At 58.3% G+C, this 22,029-nt stretch carries 25 protein-coding genes; 20 read left to right on the forward strand and 5 right to left on the reverse strand.

Going from position 1 to position 22,029, the window contains the following annotated elements:
- Window positions 1-57: 57 nt before the first annotated feature.
- The 4 genes from CLV89_RS08670 to CLV89_RS08685 form a co-directional block, all read right to left on the reverse strand.
- Window positions 58-1,161, reverse strand: a complete 1,104-nt coding sequence (locus CLV89_RS08670; protein WP_106163259.1) for a hypothetical protein — start codon at window positions 1,159-1,161, stop codon at window positions 58-60.
- A 192-nt stretch (window positions 1,162-1,353) separates the two neighbouring features.
- Complete coding sequence (locus tag CLV89_RS08675; protein WP_106163260.1) at window positions 1,354-3,573, reverse strand: KAP family P-loop NTPase fold protein; 2,220 nt, start codon at window positions 3,571-3,573, stop codon at window positions 1,354-1,356.
- A gap of 134 nt (window positions 3,574-3,707) precedes the next feature.
- The gene (locus tag CLV89_RS08680) at window positions 3,708-4,202 is read right to left on the reverse strand and encodes a hypothetical protein (protein ID WP_106163261.1); all 495 of its coding nucleotides are present in this window, start codon (window positions 4,200-4,202) and stop codon (window positions 3,708-3,710) included.
- A 124-nt stretch (window positions 4,203-4,326) separates the two neighbouring features.
- Window positions 4,327-4,986, reverse strand: a complete 660-nt coding sequence (locus CLV89_RS08685; protein ID WP_106163262.1) for an XRE family transcriptional regulator — start codon at window positions 4,984-4,986, stop codon at window positions 4,327-4,329.
- 401 nt (window positions 4,987-5,387) lie between these two features.
- Here CLV89_RS08685 and CLV89_RS08695 point away from each other — a divergent pair, with 401 nt between their 5' ends.
- From CLV89_RS08695 to CLV89_RS08790, 20 genes are all read left to right on the forward strand, one after another.
- Window positions 5,388-5,645: a hypothetical protein gene (locus CLV89_RS08695; RefSeq protein WP_106163264.1), complete on the forward strand. Its 258-nt coding sequence runs from the start codon at window positions 5,388-5,390 to the stop codon at window positions 5,643-5,645.
- Between the two features lie 17 nt (window positions 5,646-5,662).
- Window positions 5,663-6,520 (forward strand): ParB/RepB/Spo0J family partition protein, encoded by an 858-nt coding sequence (locus tag CLV89_RS08700; protein ID WP_106163265.1) that lies wholly within the window; start codon window positions 5,663-5,665, stop codon window positions 6,518-6,520.
- Entirely contained in the window at window positions 6,520-8,628 is a 2,109-nt protein-coding gene (locus tag CLV89_RS08705; RefSeq protein ID WP_106163266.1) for a transposase domain-containing protein, read from the forward strand. Before CLV89_RS08700 ends, CLV89_RS08705 begins: the two co-directional genes overlap by 1 nt.
- A 12-nt stretch (window positions 8,629-8,640) precedes the next feature.
- Window positions 8,641-9,420 (forward strand): AAA family ATPase, encoded by a 780-nt coding sequence (locus CLV89_RS08710; protein ID WP_106163267.1) that lies wholly within the window; start codon window positions 8,641-8,643, stop codon window positions 9,418-9,420.
- Window positions 9,417-9,959, forward strand: coding sequence for a hypothetical protein (locus CLV89_RS08715; protein ID WP_106163268.1), 543 nt, complete (start codon window positions 9,417-9,419; stop codon window positions 9,957-9,959). The genes CLV89_RS08710 and CLV89_RS08715 overlap by 4 nt, the downstream gene beginning before the upstream one ends.
- A complete protein-coding gene (locus CLV89_RS08720; RefSeq protein ID WP_106163269.1) occupies window positions 9,956-10,330 on the forward strand; it encodes a hypothetical protein in 375 nt (124 codons plus the stop codon). Before CLV89_RS08715 ends, CLV89_RS08720 begins: the two co-directional genes overlap by 4 nt.
- A 46-nt stretch (window positions 10,331-10,376) precedes the next feature.
- A complete protein-coding gene (locus CLV89_RS08725) occupies window positions 10,377-11,054 on the forward strand; it encodes a DUF3164 family protein (protein ID WP_106163270.1) in 678 nt (225 codons plus the stop codon).
- 11 nt (window positions 11,055-11,065) lie between these two features.
- Window positions 11,066-11,338 (forward strand): hypothetical protein, encoded by a 273-nt coding sequence (locus tag CLV89_RS08730; RefSeq protein ID WP_106163271.1) that lies wholly within the window; start codon window positions 11,066-11,068, stop codon window positions 11,336-11,338.
- Window positions 11,339-11,341: 3 nt separating this feature from the next.
- Entirely contained in the window at window positions 11,342-11,596 is a 255-nt protein-coding gene (locus tag CLV89_RS08735) for a hypothetical protein (RefSeq protein ID WP_106163272.1), read from the forward strand.
- Between the two features lies 1 nt (window position 11,597).
- Window positions 11,598-12,053 carry a gp16 family protein gene (locus CLV89_RS08740; protein WP_106163273.1) on the forward strand — a complete coding sequence of 152 codons (456 nt, stop codon included), beginning with the start codon at window positions 11,598-11,600 and terminating at the stop codon, window positions 12,051-12,053.
- Window positions 12,050-12,445, forward strand: a complete 396-nt coding sequence (locus CLV89_RS08745) for a hypothetical protein (protein WP_106163274.1) — start codon at window positions 12,050-12,052, stop codon at window positions 12,443-12,445. Before CLV89_RS08740 ends, CLV89_RS08745 begins: the two co-directional genes overlap by 4 nt.
- A 96-nt stretch (window positions 12,446-12,541) precedes the next feature.
- Window positions 12,542-13,411, forward strand: a complete 870-nt coding sequence (locus CLV89_RS08750; protein ID WP_106163275.1) for an N-acetylmuramoyl-L-alanine amidase — start codon at window positions 12,542-12,544, stop codon at window positions 13,409-13,411.
- A 12-nt stretch (window positions 13,412-13,423) separates the two neighbouring features.
- Entirely contained in the window at window positions 13,424-13,963 is a 540-nt protein-coding gene (locus CLV89_RS08755) for a hypothetical protein (RefSeq protein WP_106163276.1), read from the forward strand.
- A complete protein-coding gene (locus tag CLV89_RS08760; RefSeq protein WP_106163277.1) occupies window positions 13,963-14,313 on the forward strand; it encodes a DUF2730 family protein in 351 nt (116 codons plus the stop codon). The genes CLV89_RS08755 and CLV89_RS08760 overlap by 1 nt, the downstream gene beginning before the upstream one ends.
- Before the next feature lie 12 nt (window positions 14,314-14,325).
- Window positions 14,326-14,622, forward strand: coding sequence for a VpaChn25_0724 family phage protein (locus tag CLV89_RS08765; RefSeq protein ID WP_106163278.1), 297 nt, complete (start codon window positions 14,326-14,328; stop codon window positions 14,620-14,622).
- 3 nt (window positions 14,623-14,625) lie between these two features.
- On the forward strand, window positions 14,626-15,180 hold the full coding sequence (locus tag CLV89_RS08770; RefSeq protein ID WP_106163279.1) for a phage protein Gp27 family protein: 555 nt from the start codon (window positions 14,626-14,628) through the stop codon (window positions 15,178-15,180).
- Window positions 15,177-16,868, forward strand: a complete 1,692-nt coding sequence (locus CLV89_RS08775) for a terminase large subunit domain-containing protein (protein WP_106163280.1) — start codon at window positions 15,177-15,179, stop codon at window positions 16,866-16,868. Before CLV89_RS08770 ends, CLV89_RS08775 begins: the two co-directional genes overlap by 4 nt.
- 26 nt (window positions 16,869-16,894) lie before the next feature.
- Window positions 16,895-18,556 carry a DUF935 domain-containing protein gene (locus CLV89_RS08780; protein ID WP_106163281.1) on the forward strand — a complete coding sequence of 554 codons (1,662 nt, stop codon included), beginning with the start codon at window positions 16,895-16,897 and terminating at the stop codon, window positions 18,554-18,556.
- Window positions 18,549-19,697, forward strand: coding sequence for a phage head morphogenesis protein (locus CLV89_RS08785; RefSeq protein ID WP_106163282.1), 1,149 nt, complete (start codon window positions 18,549-18,551; stop codon window positions 19,695-19,697). Before CLV89_RS08780 ends, CLV89_RS08785 begins: the two co-directional genes overlap by 8 nt.
- A 163-nt stretch (window positions 19,698-19,860) precedes the next feature.
- Entirely contained in the window at window positions 19,861-20,367 is a 507-nt protein-coding gene (locus CLV89_RS08790; protein ID WP_106163283.1) for a phage virion morphogenesis protein, read from the forward strand.
- Window positions 20,368-20,380: 13 nt separating this feature from the next.
- On the opposite strand, the gene CLV89_RS08795 is transcribed toward CLV89_RS08790, so the two are convergent.
- The gene (locus tag CLV89_RS08795; RefSeq protein WP_106163284.1) at window positions 20,381-21,790 is read right to left on the reverse strand and encodes a hypothetical protein; all 1,410 of its coding nucleotides are present in this window, start codon (window positions 21,788-21,790) and stop codon (window positions 20,381-20,383) included.
- Window positions 21,791-22,029 lie beyond the last annotated feature (239 nt).

Genomic DNA, 22,029 nt, shown 5'->3' on the forward strand with positions numbered 1-22,029 from the left:
TGGAACCGTATAAAGCAAAATTTACGCGGTTCCAGATCGCGAAGCCTCTCTATCTTTCTATTCTTGGTCCCCATGTTCGTCTTGATTAACTCTATGGTGAACGAGTTGTTTGATTTCAGCTTGTTGTGACCTGACCTGCTCAATCAAAGCAACAAGTTGTTCATTCTCTTGGGCTTGATGATCAATTTGTTCCAAGAACCCTTGATCATCTTCATTCCCTTCAGCCGCATCTGGTTCGGATCGCGGGGGAATGAAGTCTACGTCACCACCCTTCTTGTAGAAGTCAAAATACTTTGTAATTGCCTTCTTGAGAGCATTGTCGACCTCCTTTTCAATCAGGTTCGGAACCGTCTCTTTGATTTCAGTAAGAGTGTCTTCGATGCCGTTTTCCTGAACCTCGGTTTGTTGGCGGATTAGCTCCTCCTCGATAACCTTGTTCAGACGCCGTTTATGACGGAAGTCTTCTATGTCGTTGGCGATACTGAGAACCTCGCTCGCAATCCTTCCTGCATTCTTGGCTATGACGGCTAAAACCGTTGTGACCGTAGCCACGGTGCCCAGTGTTACAATTATTGAGCCATTGTTGGCGCTGAGCACTTTCACGTCTTGAGGAGTCTCGCCAACGCTGAGTGCCGCGCCTCTCGCTATGTCGTACCAGTCCGCAGTCCATTTCTTGAGTTTGGCAATGTCATCAACAGAAGCTTCTTCTTTGAACCTCACGCGTACAAGCGGAAGCTGCATCACCGCGTGCTCATCGTCGAGCAATTCAAGCCCAAGATCGTACATCGCTGTGTGGGTTTTCTTGAACTTTTGCGTCGTCTCATTAATTTTTTGTATCGCCGCTTGTAGGTCAGTTGCAGCGGAAACTGGATCAAAATCACTTGTGGAAATTGTTTGGTTGACGAACCTACAGCCGAGGTCGCCGAGGTACTGAAGAGTCTCTAGGTTACGGAGTAAATCAATTTCCTCATTGGTGAGGCGTTTAAAGGACATCTCATCCAAAAGGTTGCACAGGTTGTTGAGTTCGTCACGCAGTGGTTCTTTCTGAGCTTGCTGTGCGTTATGGTGTACTTTTTTGTGAAGTTGACTATAACCTGCCGAAATCTTGGGTAAATTCTCGCCTACCCACGCTGCTAGGTTAATGACTTGAGAAACGTCCATTAGTGCCCTCGAATTTAAGTTGCGCGTCAACGTTAAGGTGATGGATTTTGACGAGCAACAGCAGTTGTGCCGGCGACAGTAGTCGCAACTCCACTAACGGTGCAGTGAGAGATCTCGATGATCGCAAACAAGGGGGGCTATTCAGATCTTGATCCCGGCTTTCTGTAGGCCGCGCTGACAAGGAAATTTGTGCTAGAAGCCTTCCCCCTGCTTGATTGCATCTCGTATGTTGCGCGCTTCCGCAGCATGCTCACTCTCAACAAGCGACTCTACGCGATCTACAACCGCATCAGCATCCTCGAAGAAGATTTCGAGCGTCTGCTGGTGGAGTGGGTAGTAGACACGATCACTGACAGCATAGCCGCGCATCTCTTGCAGGAACTGCAGGAAAACTTCGTCGTCGATTGTCACCTGGGTGACCCATGCCTTCGGCTCGTCTTCGCCAGATATATCGCGCCAACCGTACATGAACCCGCTTACATCTGGCATCGCGAGGATCTGACCCTGCAACTCCTGATCCGATATCCGCTTACGGGCAATATCAAGTAGCTCTTGCAGCAGGTCTTCTGAAAACACCCATTCTTCCGGCGACGTCCTTTGATCCCCGTTACCGACATGACCATGATGGAATAGTTCAGTTCGAAGCAAACCGCCGACAATCCAGTTAATTGACGAGCACTCAGCCGCAATCCATAGCGCGAGTTTGTGGTGTCGTTCTGGGTTCATGCCATTCAGTCGGCGCAAGCACTCTCCTACAACTCTGCCAGCGAGACGCCCAAGCGAAGGTGCAAAAAACCTTGGTACATTATCGATCTCAAGAACCGTATCCATGACCTCACAGATACCAGTCACCATTCCGGATAGTTGTTCCTCATCCAGCTCGCCAATTACACGATCCTCTAGCCTGTCCAGAATGTGCTCAAACCAAGTTCTCCCGGACTGCCTTGTTGTTTTGGCGTACCCTGCAAGGCTTTCAATCAAACCGGGGACATCTTCTCGCGACAGGTGGAGTGCTTCGTCAATGTCGGCGTCTGACATTATAGTCTTGGGACCTGTAAGGGCAAAGTAGAACCGGTAGTGAAACGGACTCCCTAAACGCTTGAGGGATACAAACTCCTCATCTTTGTATTGGGGGGTCGCAGCAAACACCGTGTCCTTAGCAGGTTGCCTGGCCTCTATACCGGGAACAAAGTTGGACGCATGCCAAATAGATCGGGCTGAGTCTGGTTTTTGTGAAGGAAGAAGTGCTTTCAGTTCTTTGCCGCATCGCTTCTTTTCATCAGCGCCGACCCTGCCGTCGCCGCTAACAATAATGGAACGAACAGAAAGGTAGCTTTCTAACCACTTGTAAAACTTGAAATGCGTGGTCTTTATCAGATGCAGCCTGCAGAAATCTGGAAAGTAAACGTCGTCTTTGACGGATGGATAGGTAAATCTTATTCCGTTCAGTGCCAGCTTGACTTCGCGTGGGGTAGCCAGACCTTGGCCTTCTTGATCAACAGCACTCTCGAGATCCTCCAAAGCATCGCCTGCTAAGTCAATCCCTTGCAGTTCCTTATAGAGTTTGAGTACCTCCTGCCGAAACTGTGTTCGCAGATCAAATGGTTCGGGAAGCGGTATAGCGAAAGTTAATTGTACGATCTTTTGCAAGAAAAGATCACCGTCTTTGACTTTGAGGCCTTCACTCAATGCATCAGCCAAGACATCTCTGTCATAGCACATAAGGTAAGCCACCTTTGGGAAGTCCGCGACCGACCGAACTAACCGAACGACTTCCACAGCTTGCGCCGGTTCTAGCCGATCAAGGTCGTCCAGTATGACAACGAAGCCAACATCCAACGCGCGAATTTTTTCAATGATCTCCGCCTTCAAGGCAGTGGGCGTCAGAGGACGCTCGGCCATGTTATCCATGAGTGCGGCAGCGGCTCCCAGAACTTCACCGGCTGCTTGCATTCCAGGCAAGGCATATCCCGCTAGTGTAGCTACCGGCGCAAGTTTTCGCGCAGTTTGGCTTCCATAGGTTGAGATTAACTCGCGAATCTGACCGACATTTTCCGCGATTTCAGCACCGGCTTGCTGTTCAGGCGTCGCGGCCTCGTTTTCGATGAGATGAAGCACATCCGCTATCGGTTCCAAAACTGAATTGACTAGTGACGCAGTATCACCGTTCAGCCAAGGCGCGACTGTGATTGTGTGAATATGCTCCGCTTCAGCTCCTTTGAGTTCTGAGCGGAGGAAGTTCACCAAGGAAGTTTTGCCAGACCCCCAACGGCCCTCTAAGCCGATAACCATTCCATCGCCCTTGGAAGCCTCCACAACGCGCGGGGCAAGCTTCTCAGCGATACCTACGAAACCAAACTCATCATTGTCGCTGACCTCTACCGCGCGGTCAGAGTCGAGTTCTTTAGCCATGTAATACCCCTCACTGGGATAGCTTTGCCCGTGCGGGCTATTGCTTCCCCCAATTCCCTCACTACCTTATTTCATAGCGAAGATAGTCGTGATGATCATCGCAAGCACAGAGCATGCGACTGCCCTACCAGAGATCAAACCTTACCTTCTGAAATCGCACGTTGTGCTTTGCCCAGTGTGGGGAACTGTGTTTCGCCGACGTAGTAGATCTTATCAATCTTGACGATCTCATGGCCCTTGTATTCTCGCACCATTGCACCGTCCTCCCTCATAACAACATTTGAGGCTATACTCGGCTCCTCTGAAGAGGGCTTGAGGGTCACGTCAGCGGAAGGGGCGGGCACTTCTGCCATGCTCGATAGATCCACGCCTTGCTTTTCTGCTATCAGCTTCATGACTTGAAGCGTCATGTGAGAGGATTCCGCTTGGTCGAATATGGCGAAGGCAACCTGGCACACCACGACCAAGAACAGGCCGCTAAGCGCTGAGGCGATGCCAGATACTAAGAAAGCGCTACCTTCGTCTAAGCTGATTAGGGCTAGGACGCCGCCAATGACAACGAAAGCCCATCCGACAAAAACACAAGCAGTCAAAATACTCCGCGCTGTCTGGTATTGTTGAGTAATCATTTAACCTCCAATAGTTCGCGCCGACCTCGATGGCTGGAGCTTGTTTTAACTGTGCTGTTTACAGTCAGAGGTTGTCAATCAGCGACACATTCGGTTTTCGCTGTTCATGTTCAAGCGGCACACATTACCACTCGTGCATGGATGCCACGACACGCCCGACGACACGGACGCCATCAGCCTCCGGCGTCTTGATTTCAATCGGCGCATATTGAGCGTTGCGGCTCACCAGGCGGACCGTATCGCCTGGGATATACTGAACGCGCTTCACGAACAGGTTGCCGGAGTATTGAACCGCGTAGATCTTGCCGTCCGCCAGGTCTGTGTTCGCGAGGTCGATCAGCACGAGGTCACCGTCGTTCAAATCGGGCTCCATGCTGTCTCCACGAACGGAAATCACTGACAATGTGTTCGGCTTCAAGCCCCGTTTGTCGAGCCATTTGCGGTTGAATGCGTAGGCTTGGGTCCCGGCCTCGGAGGAGACTTCAGACCCATTGCCTGCGGAGGCTTCGACCTCAAGGCGCGGTACTTTGATGAACTGGTTAGATGTACAATTTACGTCATCAGTCTGTGGTGGAGCCGGTGAATCAGTAAGAAGTGCGTTAATGTCTACCGTAAAGTGTACTGCAAGACCTCGTAGGAAGTCATGGTCCACCCTCTGTTTTCCGCTCTCTATGTTCTGAATTTTAGACTTTGATACGCCTAGAATGCCTGCAAACGCATCCTGTGACATGCCGGACTTTGACCTTATTTCTTTGATTTTACTTGTTAAGTCGTGGCTTGGCATTCGTGATCTCCAAAATATCGTAAATAATACTTGCTCTAAGCAGTAATATTTACGATATTGGTGTTGTAAGGACACGCCGCAAGGCGGCATCGCGAGGTAACAATGCCAAAGTTTATTAAACCGTTCCAGCCCGGAGCGATCCTACATGAAGTCATTGTTGGCGCTTTTCGTTCGGCTGGCACCAGTTTTGAGGCTTGGTGCAAGGAAAACGGCGTTCACCCGAGCACCGCACGCACTGCAACTTACGGGCAGTCTGGCGGCGCTCAGGGGAGGGCGCTTCTTCGGCGGATCATCGATGCAGCGGGAGAGGATCTCGTCTCTGCAGGTTATGCCAAGAGGATGATCGCAGAGGCCACGCGTCTTTCTGAACCAGGCGAAACGAACGCGGAGACCGCGTCCAAATGAACCAGTTTCGCGAAACCCCAAAACCAAAATCCATCACTCACGGGAAGGCCGGGGTTTTCGCGACAAGCGAGGCCGAGGTCTCGCAGGGTCCAGGCTGCGCCACACCGGCGCTCACTTTGCGCGCGGCCTGGACGCGCTTTCGCCGCGCCGAGCGGCAATTTTCTAGCAGCATTTGGGGCGATGTCTTGGGAGCCATCAGCCTCGCCATCATCTTTGGCGGTTTGCTCTACGCGCCGCTGCTTTGGCCGCATTGAACGAGGGAATTCAGGTCATGAAAGCGACCATCATCCAGTCGATCACCGAATTGCCGGTCGGCGACATTGATATGAACAACAGGCTGCGCCCCGTATCCAGCGCGGGTGTCGAAGCCATCAAAGCGTCGATAACCGAGCTAGGGGTGATGAAGGACGCGATCCACGTCCGCAAGATCAAGCGCAGCGGCAAGATTGAGCTGCTGGCCGGGGCGCACCGCCTGACGGCCGCGGGCGATCTCGGCTGGGAAACCATCAAGGTGGTATGCTGGGACTGCAATGACGACTTCGCCCGGCTGATGGAGATCGACGACAATCTCGCCGGGGCTGAGCTGACCGCGCTCGACACCGCCGTTTTTCTCGCGGAGCGCAAGAAGGTCTACGAAAGACTGCACCCAGAAGCGACGCGCGGCGGCGCACGTGGAAATCAACATACCGGCGGTTGGCAAACGGACACGATGTCCTTTTGCCAAGCTACAGCGGAAAAATTCGGGATCTCCGACCGCCATGTGCGCCGGATGGTCAGCGCAGGGTCGGTATTGACCGGCGGCGATGCTCATCGGCTGCGCTCCTCGGAGAGGCCCATCACGCTCAATGACCTGACCGAAATAGCCAAGATCGGCGACGTCAGCGAGCGGTATCGTGTGATTGATCTGCTTGCCGAAGGGGCTGCCAAATCCGCCAAAGACGCGCGCAAGACGTGGGCCAGCGAGCAAAACAAGGGCGTCACGCCCCCGATGAACAACACGGAAAAGACGTGGCAGCGGCTGCAGGACGCGTGGAAACGCGCGCCAAAGGCTGGCCGCGTGACCTTTCTCGAAGAACACGGCGACGAGGTGCAGGCGCTCCTTGACGAAATCCGGGGAGGGCGTGGTTGATGGACGCGCCGAGCCAAGATTGGTGGAGCGCGGCGGAGATCGCCGAGGCGCGTCTTCCTGACCTGCCGACCACCAAACGCAAGATAAACCAGCGCGCCAAGAGCGAAGGCTGGGACCGCCAGCCGGGCAAGGTGCGCCGCCGCAAGGGGAGGGGCGGCGGGTTGGAATATCATTATTCCCTGTTTCCGGTGCGCGCGCGTCTCGCCTTGATCGAGCCGCCGCAGGAGATCGAGGCCAAACGCAGCCGCGAGGACGCCTGGGCCGACTTTGACCGTCTGAATGATAATGCGAAACAAAAGGCAGAGGCGCGGCTGAAAGCGGCTTGCCTAGTTGCCGAGTGCGAAGGCGCGGGCATGATCCGCTCGGCGGCAGTCTCCGCAGTTGCGACACGCTCTGAGGTCTCGGAGAAATCCATCTGGAACTGGCTGCAGATGATCGAGGGCGTCGCCGAGGCCGACTGGCTTGCGTTCCTCGCTCCCAAGCCGACCGGCGGGCGTGGGAAGGTCGAGCCGATTGATCCGGCCTTCTTTGGCCTGATCCGCGATGACTGGCTGCGGCTTGAAGGGCCGTCGCTGACCTCTTGTTACGACCGGGCCAAGCGGGTTGCCAAAAAAGAGGGCCTGCCGGTCGCGCCGATCCATCAGGTGCGCCGCAAGATGAAGGAGGCCGTGTCCAAACCGACGGAGGTCTTCCTGCGCAAAGGGGCCGAGGCCCTGCGGCGCTACTATCCGCACCAGGACCGCGACAAGAGCGCACTGAGCGCCATGGAATGCGTCTGCGGCGACTATCACAAGTTCGACGTCTTTGTGCGCTGGCCCGGTGAGAGCCTTCCGGTGCGCGTCCAGGGCGTGTTTTTCTCAGACGTTTATTCCGGCAAGATCCTGTCCTGGCGTTTGTCGCTGACTGCGAACAGCCACACGGTGCAGCTTGCGCTTGGTGATCTGATCGAGCGTTTCGGCATCCCCAAATCGGCGCTCCTGGACAACGGTCGGGAGTTTGCGGCCAAGGTCATCACAGGGGGCACGGAAACCCGCTTCCGCTTCAAGATGCGGGAGGATGATATTCCGGGCCTGCTGCCTATGCTGGGCGTCAAGATCCATTGGGCAACGCCGTACTCTGGGCAGTCCAAGCCTATCGAACGGGCATTCCGTGACCTCTGCGACCGTGTTGCCAAACACCCTGCATTCGAGGGCGCGTACACCGGCAACAAGCCCGACGCGAAGCCAGAAAACTATGGCAATCGCGCGGTGCCGCTTGAGGAGTTCATCGCTGTCCTCACCGAAGAGGTTGAAGACCACAATGCCCGCGAGGGACGCCGCAGCGAAATCGCCTACGGCCGGTCCTTCAATCAGGTGTTTGAAGCCTCCTATAAGGCCACGCCCATTCGCAAGGCGACCAAGGAACAGCGCCGCCTCTGGCTCATGGGGGCCGAAGGTCTCAAGGCCAGCGCGAAGAATGGAGAGCTGAAACTGCTCGGTTCCCGCTATTGGGCCGAATGGATGTATCGGATTGCCGGGCAAAAGGTCGTGGGGCGTTTTGACCCTGACAACGTCCATGCGGGTCTGCACGTCTATGACCTGGACGGGCAGTATATCGGCCATGCGGCCTGTGTTGAGAAAGGCGATTTCCTCGGTGTGGAAGACGCCCGCGAAATGGCCCGCAAGCGCGGCCAGTTCATCCGAGCCGCCAAGGAAGAAGCCCGCGCAAGCCGAGAGTTTTCCGCAGCCGAGATCGCCGCGCGCCTTCGGGCCGCTGGCGAAGATGCCAAAGCGAACGATCTGCCCGAGGCGGAAATCGTGCAATTGGTCACGCCCCACGCCAAAGCCCCGAAGACACCCAAAACACCCGTGCTGATGCGCCGCGACAATGAAGCGGCCACCGAGGCGCGTCTGGAAGCTGAGATCGCCCGGCTGGAAGACCGCCGCACGCCGGTCGCGGTGGAAGACGATCCCGAAGTCAATTTCGAGCGGTGCCAGGAGTTGGAACGCCTCGACGCAGACGGTCACCCGCTGACCGAAGAGCAACGCAATTTCCTGCGGGATTATCAACGATCTGCCGCCTATCGGAGCTTCCTGCGCATGCGCAGGGCCTTCGGCGGCGAGGAATAAGGAGAGCAGAGCATGACACCTAATATTGCCCCTTTGCGCAACGTCGCAGCACTCACCGCACTGGTTGACCGGGTCCATGACCGATCAATGGGGCTTCCCGGCATGGCGGTTTTCTACGGCCCCTCAGGGTGGGGAAAAACCACGGCGACCACCTTTGTGACCAATGAATACGGCGCGTATTGCGTGCAGGTTCTGAGCTGCTGGACGCCGAGCTACTTCCTGCAGTCAATCATGAAGGAAATCGGGCTGAAGCCGGTGCGCGGTGTGCCCGCCATGGTGGACGCCATTGCCGCCAATCTTGCGCGGGTGGACCGGCCACTGATCATCGACGACGCGCAGTATCTGACCAAGAACAAGAAGCTGATCGAACTGGCGCGGGATCTCTACGAGGCCAGCCAGACGACCTTGATCCTGGTGGGCGAAGAAGAGCTGCCGCAGCACCTCACCAAATGGGAGAATATCCACAACCGCCAGCTTGCCCATGAACCGGCGCTTGCGTGCAACCTGTCCGACGCGACCAAGCTGGCGCAGATCTACAGCCCCACGGTTGAGATCACAGAAGACCTGCTGGGCGCGATTGTAGAAGCCTCGGGCGGGTCGATCCGCCGGGTGGTGACCAATATCGACCGGGCCAAGGAAACGGCACTGTCCAGGGGCACCAACCACGCGGATCTCGCATTGTGGGGCACCCGCGATTTTGAGACCGGCCAACCCCCGGCGGTGCGCCGTGTCGCGGCAACGCCTGCCCAAGCGTCCCGCCCGGCTCTCAAAGCGATTGGGGGCCAGAAATGACTGCGTTTCGCTCGGATATGGAGGCGGCGATCTGGAAGCGTGCCCAGAGCTTGCAGCGCGTCCATTGGACGAACCTCGTGGAGTTGGGCGTGGCGCGTACCACTGCCAAGATCTTTGTCCGGCGCTGGGCGCAGGCGGGACTGCTGACGCGCATCGACACGGGCGACCACCGCAAGGTCTACGCCTTTGCCGACCAAGGGCCGCAGCCGGAATTTGTGCCGGAATATGACGAAAGCGCCGAGGGCAACATGTGGCGCAGCATGCGCGGTCTGCGGCAGTTTTCGGCGACGGACATTGCCGCGCACTCCAACGCGGGCGGCATTCAGATCCCGGTTCAGAAGGCGCGGGCCTATTGCCGGTTGCTGCTGCAGTCCGGGCACCTCCGCGTCCAGTCTTCGGCGGTGCCGGGCAAGCGCGAGCCGCGCTATCGGCTGGTCAACTACACCGGGCCGGTCGCGCCCAAGCCACGCCAGATCAAAGGCGTGTTCGACGCGAACACCGCCGATTTCACCTCACTCGACAAGGAGATCCTGCTGTGACCGCAAATGCAGTTGCCATGACAAAAGCCCGCAGTGGCTGGGGCGAGGCCTTGCCCGATTGGGTCCGCGCCCTGGCCGTGGAGTGCGATCTCACGTCGCAAGCGCGGGCCGCATATCGGCTGGGATATTCGCCCGGCGCAATCAACTCGGTGCTGAGCAACAAATACAAGGCCAGCATGAAGTCCATCGAGCAGACCGTGCGCGGTGTCCTCATGGCCGAAACCGTGACCTGCCCGGTGCTGGGCAAGATCGGAACGGACAAGTGCCGCATGTGGCGCGAACGCTCCAAGGAGTTCAGCGCCGCCAACAGCACCCATGTCCGCATGTTCAAGACATGCCCGACCTGCCCGATGGTGGGGGACGGGGAATGACCTCCCTGACGATCCAAACGGAAATCCTGAACAGGAGTACAGGTAAATGACAGAGCAGCACGCTCAACAAAGCGACCCGTCCCGGCAGCCGGCCAAAGTGCCGAGCGGGGAGGTCGAGATCGACGGTGTCTCCTACATGCGGAACGGCAAGGGCGACATGCGCCCAACTGAACTGGTGAAGCCGCAGGACAAGCTGCAGGACCAGACGGTCCGCTCGATCATCGGCTTTGCGGTCGCGCTCAGCGAGGAAGTCGGACGGTTCAAACACCACGCCTTTGACGACATCAGCGCCTTCGAGGCGATCATGGCGGAGAAGTACGACGCCAAGGTGGGCGGGGCCAAGGGCAACAAGACGCTGATCAGCTATGACGGGCGCTACAAGGTTCAGGTCCAGGTCTCCGATCTTATCGACTTCGGCCCGGAGCTGCAGATCGCCAAGAGCCTTGTCGACGAATGCCTGATCGAGTGGGCCGCAGACGCACGCCCGGAGATCCGCGACATCGTCACCCGCGCGTTCAACACCGACAAGGCCGGTCAGATCAATCGCTCGGAAATCTTCATGCTGCTGCGGCTTGAGATCAGCGATGAACGCTGGAAGCGCGCCATGCAGGCCATCAAGGACGCGATCCGCGTCGTCGGCTCCAAATCCTATGTGCGCTGCTACCAGCGCCCAGCCGTCGACGCGGCGTGGGAGCCAATCCAGATCGACATCGCCAAGGCGTAAGGAGGCAAAGAATGCAGATTGCAAAGTTCATGGACCCGCGCCGTGTCGCTGTCCGTCCAGATACCGACGACAAGCCGATTTCGGGCGGTATTTCCAGCGTTCTAGGGCGCGGGTATCCGGCCCAACTGGCGAATATGAAGGTGGATCACCTGTTGATGGCCGCGAGCGCCGAGGAATTGCAACGGATGGCCGAACGCTGGGGGATCCCGGTTTCAATCATCGAGCGCCGCAGTCGCGCGCTCGCCAACCATGCGGCGCATCTGGTCGCAAATCGGAAGGGCTGAACCATGGCGATGACACCGCAGGAAATCGAAGCCAGTTTGGCGCGCGCCTTCAGCCACTATGCGGCACGGCAGCGCCGCGCTGGTTTGGTTTTGGGCAACCGGCTTGCGGTGCTGAAGAACGAGGCCGGTCTTGCCCGTATTCATGGGGCCGAGTTCGAGGCGATGGCGCGCCGTCAAATGGAAGTCGCCGACACGCGCATGCGGGTCAATGTCCAATCCGACCACCCTGTGGTCGCGGTGAAACAGGAGGCAACCTGACATGAGCCGCGCCCTGCAGCAGAAAATCCATGTTGGGTGCCGCCAGTTGGGTCTCGACGCCGACGCGCGGCGCGATCTCCAATTGGTGGTCACTGGCAAGGCCTCGATGTCGGACATGTCGGACACCGAGTTGAAGTCGGTTTTGAAGCGGCTGGAAAAGGAGGGGTTCAAGCCGACCTCAACCAGCAAAAAGCGCTACAAGACCGCGCCACGCGGCGACCTTCGCTTGGTGCACAAGCTTTGGGGCGAGCTGGGCCGCGCGGGTGCGCTGCGCGATCCGAGCCGCGCGGGACTGAACCGCTTCATCCAGGCGCGATTTGGCAACGTCTGGGGAAGCGTGCCCGCTGACGTCGATATGCTGCGCGAGTGGGCGCAGATCGACGCGGTGATCCAGGCGCTGAAAAGCTGGGGCGAGCGGGCGGAGATCGAATTTGACTGGAGCATGCACCAGAAATGACGAGGTCACAGGCACACGCGAAACTTCCGGGCGCGTTTCCGAAGCCGACCGCCCAGGTGGAGCCCTTTGTGGAGGCACTCGGGTTTGAGGACGCGCTGCGCTTTCTCGATGCCTTCGGCGGAACCGAGGTCTACATCCCCGAGAATCCGAAGGGGCGCGGAGAGGTCGAGAAGCTTCTGGGGCGCGAGAAGGCCAAGATGCTGGCGGGCCAGATGCACCGGATTCCCGCGCGCATCCCCACGGCCAAGGCGTGGCGCGCGCGGGCACATAGGTCGAAGGGCTTGCCAGTGGTTGAGATTGCCCGCATCTTGGGGGTGACAGACTTTAGCGTGAGGCGCTACTTGAGGTGGGTGACACCGCCCTCTGATCCCAATCAGCCCGGCCTGTTCTGAGCCGAAACAACAAGCTCCCGCACATCGTTGCGGGCGTTTTTCGTTCTAGGCCTCCGTCATCCTGAAACCTGCAAAGCAGGTTTTGAGGTGGTCGCAATGACATTCATAAACGGTATTCTGGACGGGGTCGCATACCGCGCGGCCCGCCATATCGGTGGCGAAATCACCCCAACCGTTGTGATCCTCCACGACACCGCCAGCAGCCTTAAAGAGGGCAGCGCCGCCAACTATCTGCGCGACAACGACGCCAAGGTTTCGGTGCAGTTCGTTATCGAGCTGAGCGGCCACATTGAGCAGCAAGTCCCGATCAATCGGCGCGCAAACCACGCGGGCGCGTCGAGCTACCATGGCCGCAAGGGCTGCAACAATTTCACCATTGGCATTGAGCTGGTGAACCCCGGCAAGATGCGCGCGGCAGGGGCCAACGGGGTGACGTGGTTTGGCAAGACGATCCACGACGATCACTTGCGCAACCTCGATCTCGCCGAAACGCCCGAGCATGGCCGGGGGATGTGGATGCATTACCCGGCTGAACAGCTAGAGGCGCTGCTGTGGCTGCTGCGCAAGCTCTTCGCCAACGTTCCGACCCTGATGGACATTCGCCCGCACTGGTATGTGTCGCCAGGGCGCAAGGTGGACACCAACCCGCTGTTTCCGCTGGAGCAGGTGCGCGGGCACATCCTCGGCCGTGAAGACCCCGCCGATGATGAGGCGCTTGCGCAAAGCATGGACGCCTCGCCCGATGATCTGGTCATTATCGCCACCAATGGCGATACGCTGAACATGCGGCGCTGGCCGAGCTTCAATCCAAACATCATTGCCAAGATCCCCGACGAGACTGTTGTGCCAGTCCTGCGGCGCGGCACCTTCGACGGCCGCGTGTGGCTGCAGGTGTTCTACGCGGGACAGGAGGGATGGGTCGTGGCGAACTATGCCGATGCAGTGACCTTTCCCGCCGCCCACTGAAGGAGTGCCCCCGTGAAGAACAAAGACAAGATCCTGCAAATCGTCGGTAGCATCGCGCCGACCATTGCGACGGCGCTTGGCGGCCCGCTCGCCGGTGTCGCCACCAAAGCACTGGCGGCGAAACTGCTCGACCGCCCCGACGCGACCGAGGAAGAGGTCGAAGCGGCGATCCTGGGCGCGAGCCCCTCGGACCTCCTGAAGCTGAAAGAAGCCGAGGCCGACCTTGAACGACATCTGATCGACGCCGGGATCGAACTTGAACAGGTTGCCGCCCGCGACCGCGACAGTGCGCGCCAGCGCCAGATGGAACTCAAGGACAGGGTGCCCGGCATCTTGGCAGCCTTGGTTCTGATCGGGTTCTTTTCCGTCATCGCGTATATGCTGAAATACGGTCTGCCGCCCGCCAGTGCCGAGATCCTGGCCTTGCTGATCGGTGGGCTGTCTGTCGGGTTCACGCAAATCCTTAACTACTACTTCGGCAGCTCTGCCGGATCGAAGAACAAGGACGTGATGATCGAGCGCATCAAGGCCGCGTCTGGGGGCAGGGCCTGATGCACTTCGACCCGACCTTTACAGTCAGCAACGCGCTGACCCTGCTGTCGCTTCTGATTGCGTGCACCAGCGCCGTTTATGCCTGGATTGGCACCCGCCGGTCTAATGTCGATGAGCGCTTCAAAACCGGCAAGGAACGCATGGACCGCCATGAACAACGTCTGACCCGCATGGAACATGATCTGGCAGATGTGCCGAGCAAGGATGACCTGCACCACATTCAGCTCTCCATGTCTGAAATCAACGGCACCATGAAGCAGATGGCGGCGGTGATGGAGGGCAATCAGAAGATCATGACCCGCCTCGAAACAGTGGTGTTTCGCCACGAAGACCACCTTCTGAACAAGTAGGACCGCCTTGCCATGAGCTACGCCGACGATCTGCGCAAACACGCCCGCATCGCCATTCTTCGGTTTCTTGAGGATGCACCAAAATACACCTCCAACGTCTCCATGCTGGCGACGCAATTGCCGCGCGTCGGTATTGCCTACACCCGCGACCAGGTCACGACCGAGGCGCATTGGCTGCGTGAGCAAGGGCTTGTCGAGCTGGAAGACCACGCGGGCTTTGTGGTGGTCGTGGCGACCACGCGCGGTGCGGAAATCGCCCAGGGAATTGCCCGCCACCCGGAGATCCAGCGCCCCCGGCCGGGAGCGTAAGTCATGCCGCCTCCAAAGAAGCTCGACCTGATCCCGCTGGAGTTTCGGCAGCGGCTTTCCACGGCCCTGCAGGAGCGCGGCTTTGGCGGTATTGTAGAGATCACCGAAGATCTGAATTTCTGGCTGGATGAGGCAGGCCTGGAGATCCGCATCGGCAAGTCAGCCGTGGGCGAATATTCCAAACTGCTCAAGGATCAGCGGGACGCTTTCGCGATGGCGGAAACGCTGCTCGGGGATCTGAACATCGAGCAGGAAAGCACCATGCACAAGGTGCTGATGCAGATGATCGCCACCGCGGCATTCCAGATGATGAACTCAGTATCGGAGGCGGGCGGCGATTGGGACCCGAAGGGGCTCGCGCATCTGTCGCGCATGCTGAAAGACCTGATGCAATCCGCCGGGCTGCGCGAACGCCTGCGCGAAGACGAAGAGCGGCGCATCGCCCGAAAGGAACGCGAGCGCCTTGCCGGAGAGATCGAGCAGAAGGCGCATCAGCTCGGCATGACCAAGGACACCGTGGCATCGATCAAAGCCGATATTCTCGGGGTGAACACATGACGGCAACCGAGGTCATCACAGACGCGGATTGGGAGGCGCAGCGCGCAGCCGACCGGCAAATGCTGCCGAACGTGCTGGACCAAAGTATGGAGCTGCCGCATGTGCTTCTGTCCTACCAGCAGCAGCTCCTGCAAACGACCGCTCACTATCAATTTGTGGTCTGCGAGAAATCGCGCCGGATCGGGATGACCTGGGCGGTCGGGGCCGATGGCGTTTTGACCTCTGGTCTGGCGCGAGCCGAGGGCGGAATGGATACGCTTTACATTGGCTTCAACCTCGATATGGCGCGCGAGTTTATCGACACCTGCGCCATGTGGGCGAAGGCCTTCATGCCCGCCGCCAGTTCGGTGCAGGAGTTCCTGTTCAAGGACCAGGATGACGGCAAGGAAGACCGCGATATTCAGGCGTTCCGCATCCGCTTTGCCTCCGGGTTCGAGATCGTGGCCCTGTCCTCCAAGCCACGTTCGCTGCGCGGTCGCCAGGGCTACGTGATCTTCGACGAGGCCGCGTTCCATGACGAACTGGAAGAGATGCTGAAGGCCGCAAACGCCCTGCTGATGTGGGGCGGTAAGGTTCTGGTGATCTCCACCCATGACGGCGACGCCAATGCCTTCAACGTGCTGGTGCGTCAGGTCAACGAGGGGGAGAAGGGCGACACCGCCAAGGTCGTGCGTGTCACCTTCAATGATGCGGTCGACGCGGGGCTTTATGAGCGCATTGCGTTGATCCAACGCGCCCAGGGCCGTGAGCCAATGGGCAAGCAGAAATGGATCGACAGCACACATGCGGTCTATGGCGACGACGCGGACGAAGAGCTGCACTGCATAGCCAAGGCCGGGACCGGCGCTTGGTTGTCCGCGCCACTGATTGAGGCGCGCATGAATGCCGAGGCACCTTGCCTGGAGCTGGAGTTGCCCGACGACTACTTGCAGCGCACCAATGCTCAACAGAAGGAGCTGATGCGCCTCTTCCTGGAACGTCTGGAAAAGGTGCTGAGTGCCGTGCCGCTGGACGTGCTCTATGCGCTCGGCTTTGACTTCGCCCGCGTCTCTGACCTCTCGGTGCTAACGCTGCTCGCCATCGAGAAGAACATGCATCGCCGCGAGGCGCTCTCAATCGAGATGCGCAACGTTCCGGGCAACGAGCAGAAGCTCATTGTCGGCATGGTCATGGAGCGTATCCGCACGCGCTGCGTTGGCGCGGCCTTTGATGCCACCGGCATGGGCTGGACCGTGGCCGAGGATGTCGGGCGCAAGTTTGGGCTGAAGGAGGGCGACGACAGCCCTGGTATGGTCTGGGCGATCAAGTTCTCGCAGGACTGGTACCGCATCAACATGCCGCCGCTGAAAACCGCCTTTGAAGAGGCGACAATTTCTATTGGCCGCTGGGATCCACACATGAGCGACCTGCGCGCCGTCAAGAAAGTGCGCGGCATTCCCCGCGTGCCTGAGATCCGCGAGGCCGACGCCAAGGGTAAGAAACGCCACGGCGACTATGCCATCGCCCTGGCACTCGCCCACTTCGCCTCGCGTATGCGCTGGGTCGAGATCGACTATACCCCGGTGCCCAACAACCAGAACCGAGAGCCGCACAGCGGTCAATTGGGCATGACCGCAGATGAACAAGACGCGCTGAACCGCCCCTGGTGGAACCCTCCGCTGGGCACCGCAATGCGCGGCGGTCTTTAGACACCTTAACGGCAAAGGGCTGAAACATGGCACGTAGCAAACAAGTGCTGGACCGCTGGGGCAACCCGGTGCGCCGCGCCGAATTGGCAAAATACGAAGAACCCTCGATGATCGGCGGCGTGCGCAGCCCTCTGACCGGATATCCGGGCGATGGGCTGAACCCGGAGCGGTTGGCGTCCATCCTGCGTGAGGCCGACGCGGGCGATCCGATCCGCTATCTGGAATTGGCAGAAACCATTGAAGAGCGGGATCTGCATTATCTCGGGGTTCTGGGAACGCGCCGCCGTTCCGTCTCGCAGCTCGACATCACGGTGGAGCCACGCGACGACAGCGAATTGGCAGAACAGATCGCCGAGCGTGTGCGCACCTGGTTAAAGCGCGATGAGCTGACGGACGAGCTGTTCGACATCCTCGATGCGCTCGGTAAAGGATACAGCTTCACCCATATCCGGTGGGATACCTCCGAGGGGGAGTATGAACCTGCCGCGCTGGAATACTGCGACCCGCGCTGGTTCCGCTTTGATCGCAGGGATCTCAAAACGCCCCGGATGCTGAACCCGCAGACCGGCGAAGAAGAGATCCTGCCGCCGTTCCAATACATCTACGCACCAATGAAGGCGAAGTCGGGCTTGCCGTTGCGCTCCGGGCTGGCGCGTGTTGCGTTGTGGGCGTGGCTATTCAAGGCATTCACCCAGCGCGATTGGGCGATTTTCACCCAGACCTACGGTCAGCCGCTTCGGATCGGCAAATACGGGCCGGGCACCTCTGAAGAGGATCGCAAGACGCTGTTTCGCGCGGTGGCGAATATTGCGGGCGATTGCGCGGCCATCATTCCCGAAAGCATGATGATCGAGTTTCAGGAGGCCAAGAGCATTGGCGCGTCGACCGATCACTATGAACGGCGAAGCGACTGGCTCGACAGACAGACGTCAAAGCTGGTGCTGGGGCAGACCTCGACCACCGATGCGGAAACTGGCGGCTTGGGATCCGGCAAGGAGCACCGTCAGGTGCAAGAGGACATCGAGCGCGCCGACGCCAAGCAATTGGGTGCGATCATCAACCGCGATTTGATCCGCCCCTGGGTGCAGCTCGAATATGGGGCGGACGCGCCATCGCCGCGATTGAAGATCGGCCGCCCGGAAGAGGAAGACCTCGCATCCTTCTCAAAAGCCCTGTCGCCGTTGGTGGCGCGGGGGCTGCGGGTGAAGCAATCGGAAGTCCGAGCTAAGTTCGGCCTGTCTGATCCGGGCGAAACAGATGACGTGATTGGCGGAAAATCGGAGAAAACGCCCCAAACCCCGCCGAAAGCTGCCCCGGCACCCACCGAAACAGGCCCAGCAGCGCCACAGAGCGAAATTGAAGGGCGATTGAATGTACATCTCGGCGTTTTAGGGGGCGTTGGGGCCGCGCAGGCAGAAGAGGCCTCAGAGGCGCTCTCTGCGCCGGTTTCGCCAGAGGCTGGTCTCGCGGCGCGCCTCGGAACGGACGGGCGCAAGGCCATGGCGTCGATGCTGGCACGGATCGAGGCGATGCTGCAGGCGTCTGGTAGCTTGGAAGAGTTCCGCGAAACCCTGTTGGCAAGCTACGGTGATCTCGATGCAAGCGAGCTGCAACAGGCGCTCGCGCTGGCGAACTTGGCAGCACATTCCGGCGGCCGGGCCATGACCGAGGGTGAAGCGGATGGCTGAACTGGCGGCGATCTTCCGCAAACCGTTCCCTGAGCAGGTCGCCGCATTCCGGCTTCGCTTGGGCGATCTGGTGCCCACCGCGCGGTGGGATGACATCACCAGGAACGCGCACGACCGAGCGTTTATGGTGGCGGGCGCGACCAAGGCTGACCTGCTTTCAGATATTGGCGCAGCCGTGGAGAAAGCCATCGCCGACGGCACCGGGTTTGAGGCGTTCCAGCGTGATTTCCGAGATATCGTGGAACGCCACGGCTGGCATGGCTGGACGGGCGAGGGCACGCCGGGCGGCGAGGCCTGGCGCATGCGCGTGATCTACCGCACCAATATGCGCGTCTCCTATCAAGCCGGGCGCTTTGCGCAGCTTCGCGAGGGCGGTTTTAAATATTGGGTCTACCGTCATGGCGGCTCGGATGATCCGCGCCCGGAGCATCTGGCGCTCGATGGCCTGATCCTGCCTGCCGACCATCCGTTCTGGATGATCTGGTTTCCGCCGAACGGCTGGGGGTGTTCCTGCCGGGTCTTTGGCGCGCGGTCTATGGAGGCTGCGATACGGCGCGGCGGCAATCCGGCTGTGAGGCTGCCGACAGGCTGGAACACGCGAGATCCGCGTTCGGGCACGCCCAAGGGGATCGACAAGGGTTGGGACTATGCCCCAGGCGCAAGTGCGGCTGACACGATCCTGGCCTTCCGCGATAAACTCGAAAAGCTGCAGGCGCAGCCGTCGCAGGATTTGATCGGCGACTGGCTTCAATGGCCGTTCAAAGACTGGTTTGAGAATCCGCGCGGGGCGTGGCCTTTGGCGCGATTGGGCGATGACGATGCCCAACTGATCGGCTCACAGCCCCGGGTGGCGGAACTGTCGGCTGAGACGCTCGCCAAACAGCGCCGCCGTCACCCGGAATTGACGCTGGAAGACTATGCACAGGCACAAGCCACCGTGAACCTCGCTACCAATAAGGTGCAGGACGGCGATAGCAGCATGATCTTCGTCCGAGCTGATCCGGGCGAGGCGGGGCATGTGCTGGTGGTGAAGACCACCAAAACGGGGCAGGGTCTGTTCGTGACCAGCTTCCGCCGCCTGAGCAGCGATGACCTGAAACGAGATCAGGAACTGATCCGCCTGATGAGAAAAGGCGATTGAGTTTTGAACGCGTGGCAGTGGGGCGCGACACTGTGGTGAAAACTGCAGGCGGTGGGGCCTCCCAATCCAGCAAGCTGGCAACCCCACATTGCGCTCCGATCCAAGGACCGTGCTACGGCCGGGAGAGTTTCACCGCGTCACGCCTGCAGTTAGAAGAATAGCTATGTACACCCTGAAATTCAATGAAGATGGGTTCGAACTGCGCCTGAAGCAGCTTGAAACTCAGCTATCCGACCTGTCGCCCGTGATGCAGGATCTGGGCGAGCTCCTGGTGCAATCAACCCAAGACCGAATGCTGAAGGGGCAGCAACCAGACGGCAAGCCCTTCGCGCCACGCTCTCAGAACACGCTGGAACGCTACGCCGCGCGCGGGTTCCGGTTCGGCCCGCAACCATTGAACAAGAGCGGTGAAATGCGCCAGCAGCTTCACTACCAGGCCAGCGCCGCCGGTGTGTCCTGGGGCAGTAATGCAATTCAGGCTGCTGTGATGCAGTTCGGTGCGCAGAAAGGGGCTTTCGGCACATATGAGGGCAAGGGGTTCGGCGATACGACCCCGAAGATCTCGATCCCTTGGGGCAACATCCCGGCGCGCCCGTTCCTCGGGGTCTCCGAGGGGGACCGCAGCGCGATTGTGGAGGAACTGGAAGACTGGCTTTATAATAATAGGTGAAATAGCTTGCGCCTTACCCACCTTCAGCCATGCTGCGTGCGCCCTTCTTGCCAATATCAAGTTCAAGCCCGTTTGGGCCTACTTTTGCTGCGCCTGCCAAGCCCATAAGGGCGCGAAGTGCACGAGTGCTTTCATCTTCTTGAGCTTTTTGTGCTCCACCTGAAAAGAGATTCCGGGTCACAGCCTCAATCCATTCAGACGGGAGTTCCCCCTTGGCCTCATGTTTGACCTCATGGATGGCTTCAATTACCCATGAGGCGCGCTCGATGTCAGCTGCAAAGGCAATCATTTCACGAGACATGCGCATTTCTTCATCGTAATAGCGCTTCATCCAGGCAACTGCTGCTGAGAACCCGACAAGCGCTACTACAGTGGACAAAACTAGCTTAATAATCATGAACCATTCAAGCGCGATAGACCCGTCTTTCGCAGGTGAAATGCTAGTTTCTACCGCTTGCGCAGAAGACTCGAGGTCTCCAGAAGTTGTCTGTGTGATATCGGGAGTTGCTGCGCCTCCGGTATTTTCGTCAAATCTCACTTCGCCTTGGTTGGCGTTTGACGATAGACGTTCGATCACCTTAGACATCAACGCACTTTCTGCTGGCGATGGACCCGTGTCATTCATTGAAGAGAAAGATAAGTAACTGCTCATCGCGCCAAATGCACCAATTGACATGTAGGCAAGAAAAACAGCGGTTGCGAAAAACAATGATCTACGACCTTCGCGCTTCAAAGCATTTGATTGCATCAGGTCTTTGATCGATGTGGTAATATTCCTTCGTTCACTCATATGAGACTGTAGAAGCAATTTCTTCCGTTCAGCCTCGAGAGCTTCCAACGCCTCAGTGTGAGCTGTTTCTCTGATTTTCTCGGCGGTCGACGCTTCTTCTTCTAGTTCCGCACGCTTGGCCATCATGTCTTCAACTGACTTATTCAGAGAAGCCATGATCTCTCGATGGGTGGCGCTATTGCTCAAGATTAGTTCTCTGAGAACGCTAGGACCTTCTCCCGTGTCGACATGTGCAGCAGGAGTGCCTCTACTCGAAATTATGCGCAATACATCCGCAACAATTTCTGGCTTCTTCTTCCAAGCATTTCGCTCACTGCTGAATATTACAGTCACTTGATCAAACAGAGGTGAGTGATCTCGAGTATTTGTTTGATTTAATCTCGAGAAACGAACTGAAATCCCTAGGTTGGGAGCTAGACTGAAGTCAAACGACATTTCATTGATCGAATAAGAGTCCGCGGTTAGGTTTGTTTCACCGTATTCTTCTAAAGTAAATGGAAACCCGTGAACGGGGAAAAGTAATATCTCCTCACGTTCCCCCTGCAGCCGCTCGCGTATTTCCTGCAACATCGAGTAGGCTGCTCTGTCATCAATCTTGTGCAGCTTGAAGTTCTGTACACCTGTAGTCGCCATTAAATTCACCCGCAAAAAATTCGTACTGCAACGCCTTGCTTCATTTCAGGCCAAGGGCAGTGGCAGAAGTTATCTCTCTCATAGCAGGATCGAGCGGAGCGGGTCGATAGCTTTGCGGTACTGAGAGTAGACTACCAAACCTAAGCCAGTTCTCGTTTTGGGGATTCGAAGCGAGGCTGCGATGCCACTATCTTACAAAGAGATTGACCAAGACTAAGCTTCACAACAGGATTAGGACA

It is taken from the genome of Tritonibacter scottomollicae, from assembly GCF_003003215.1.
GTDB lineage: Bacteria > Pseudomonadota > Alphaproteobacteria > Rhodobacterales > Rhodobacteraceae > Epibacterium > Epibacterium scottomollicae.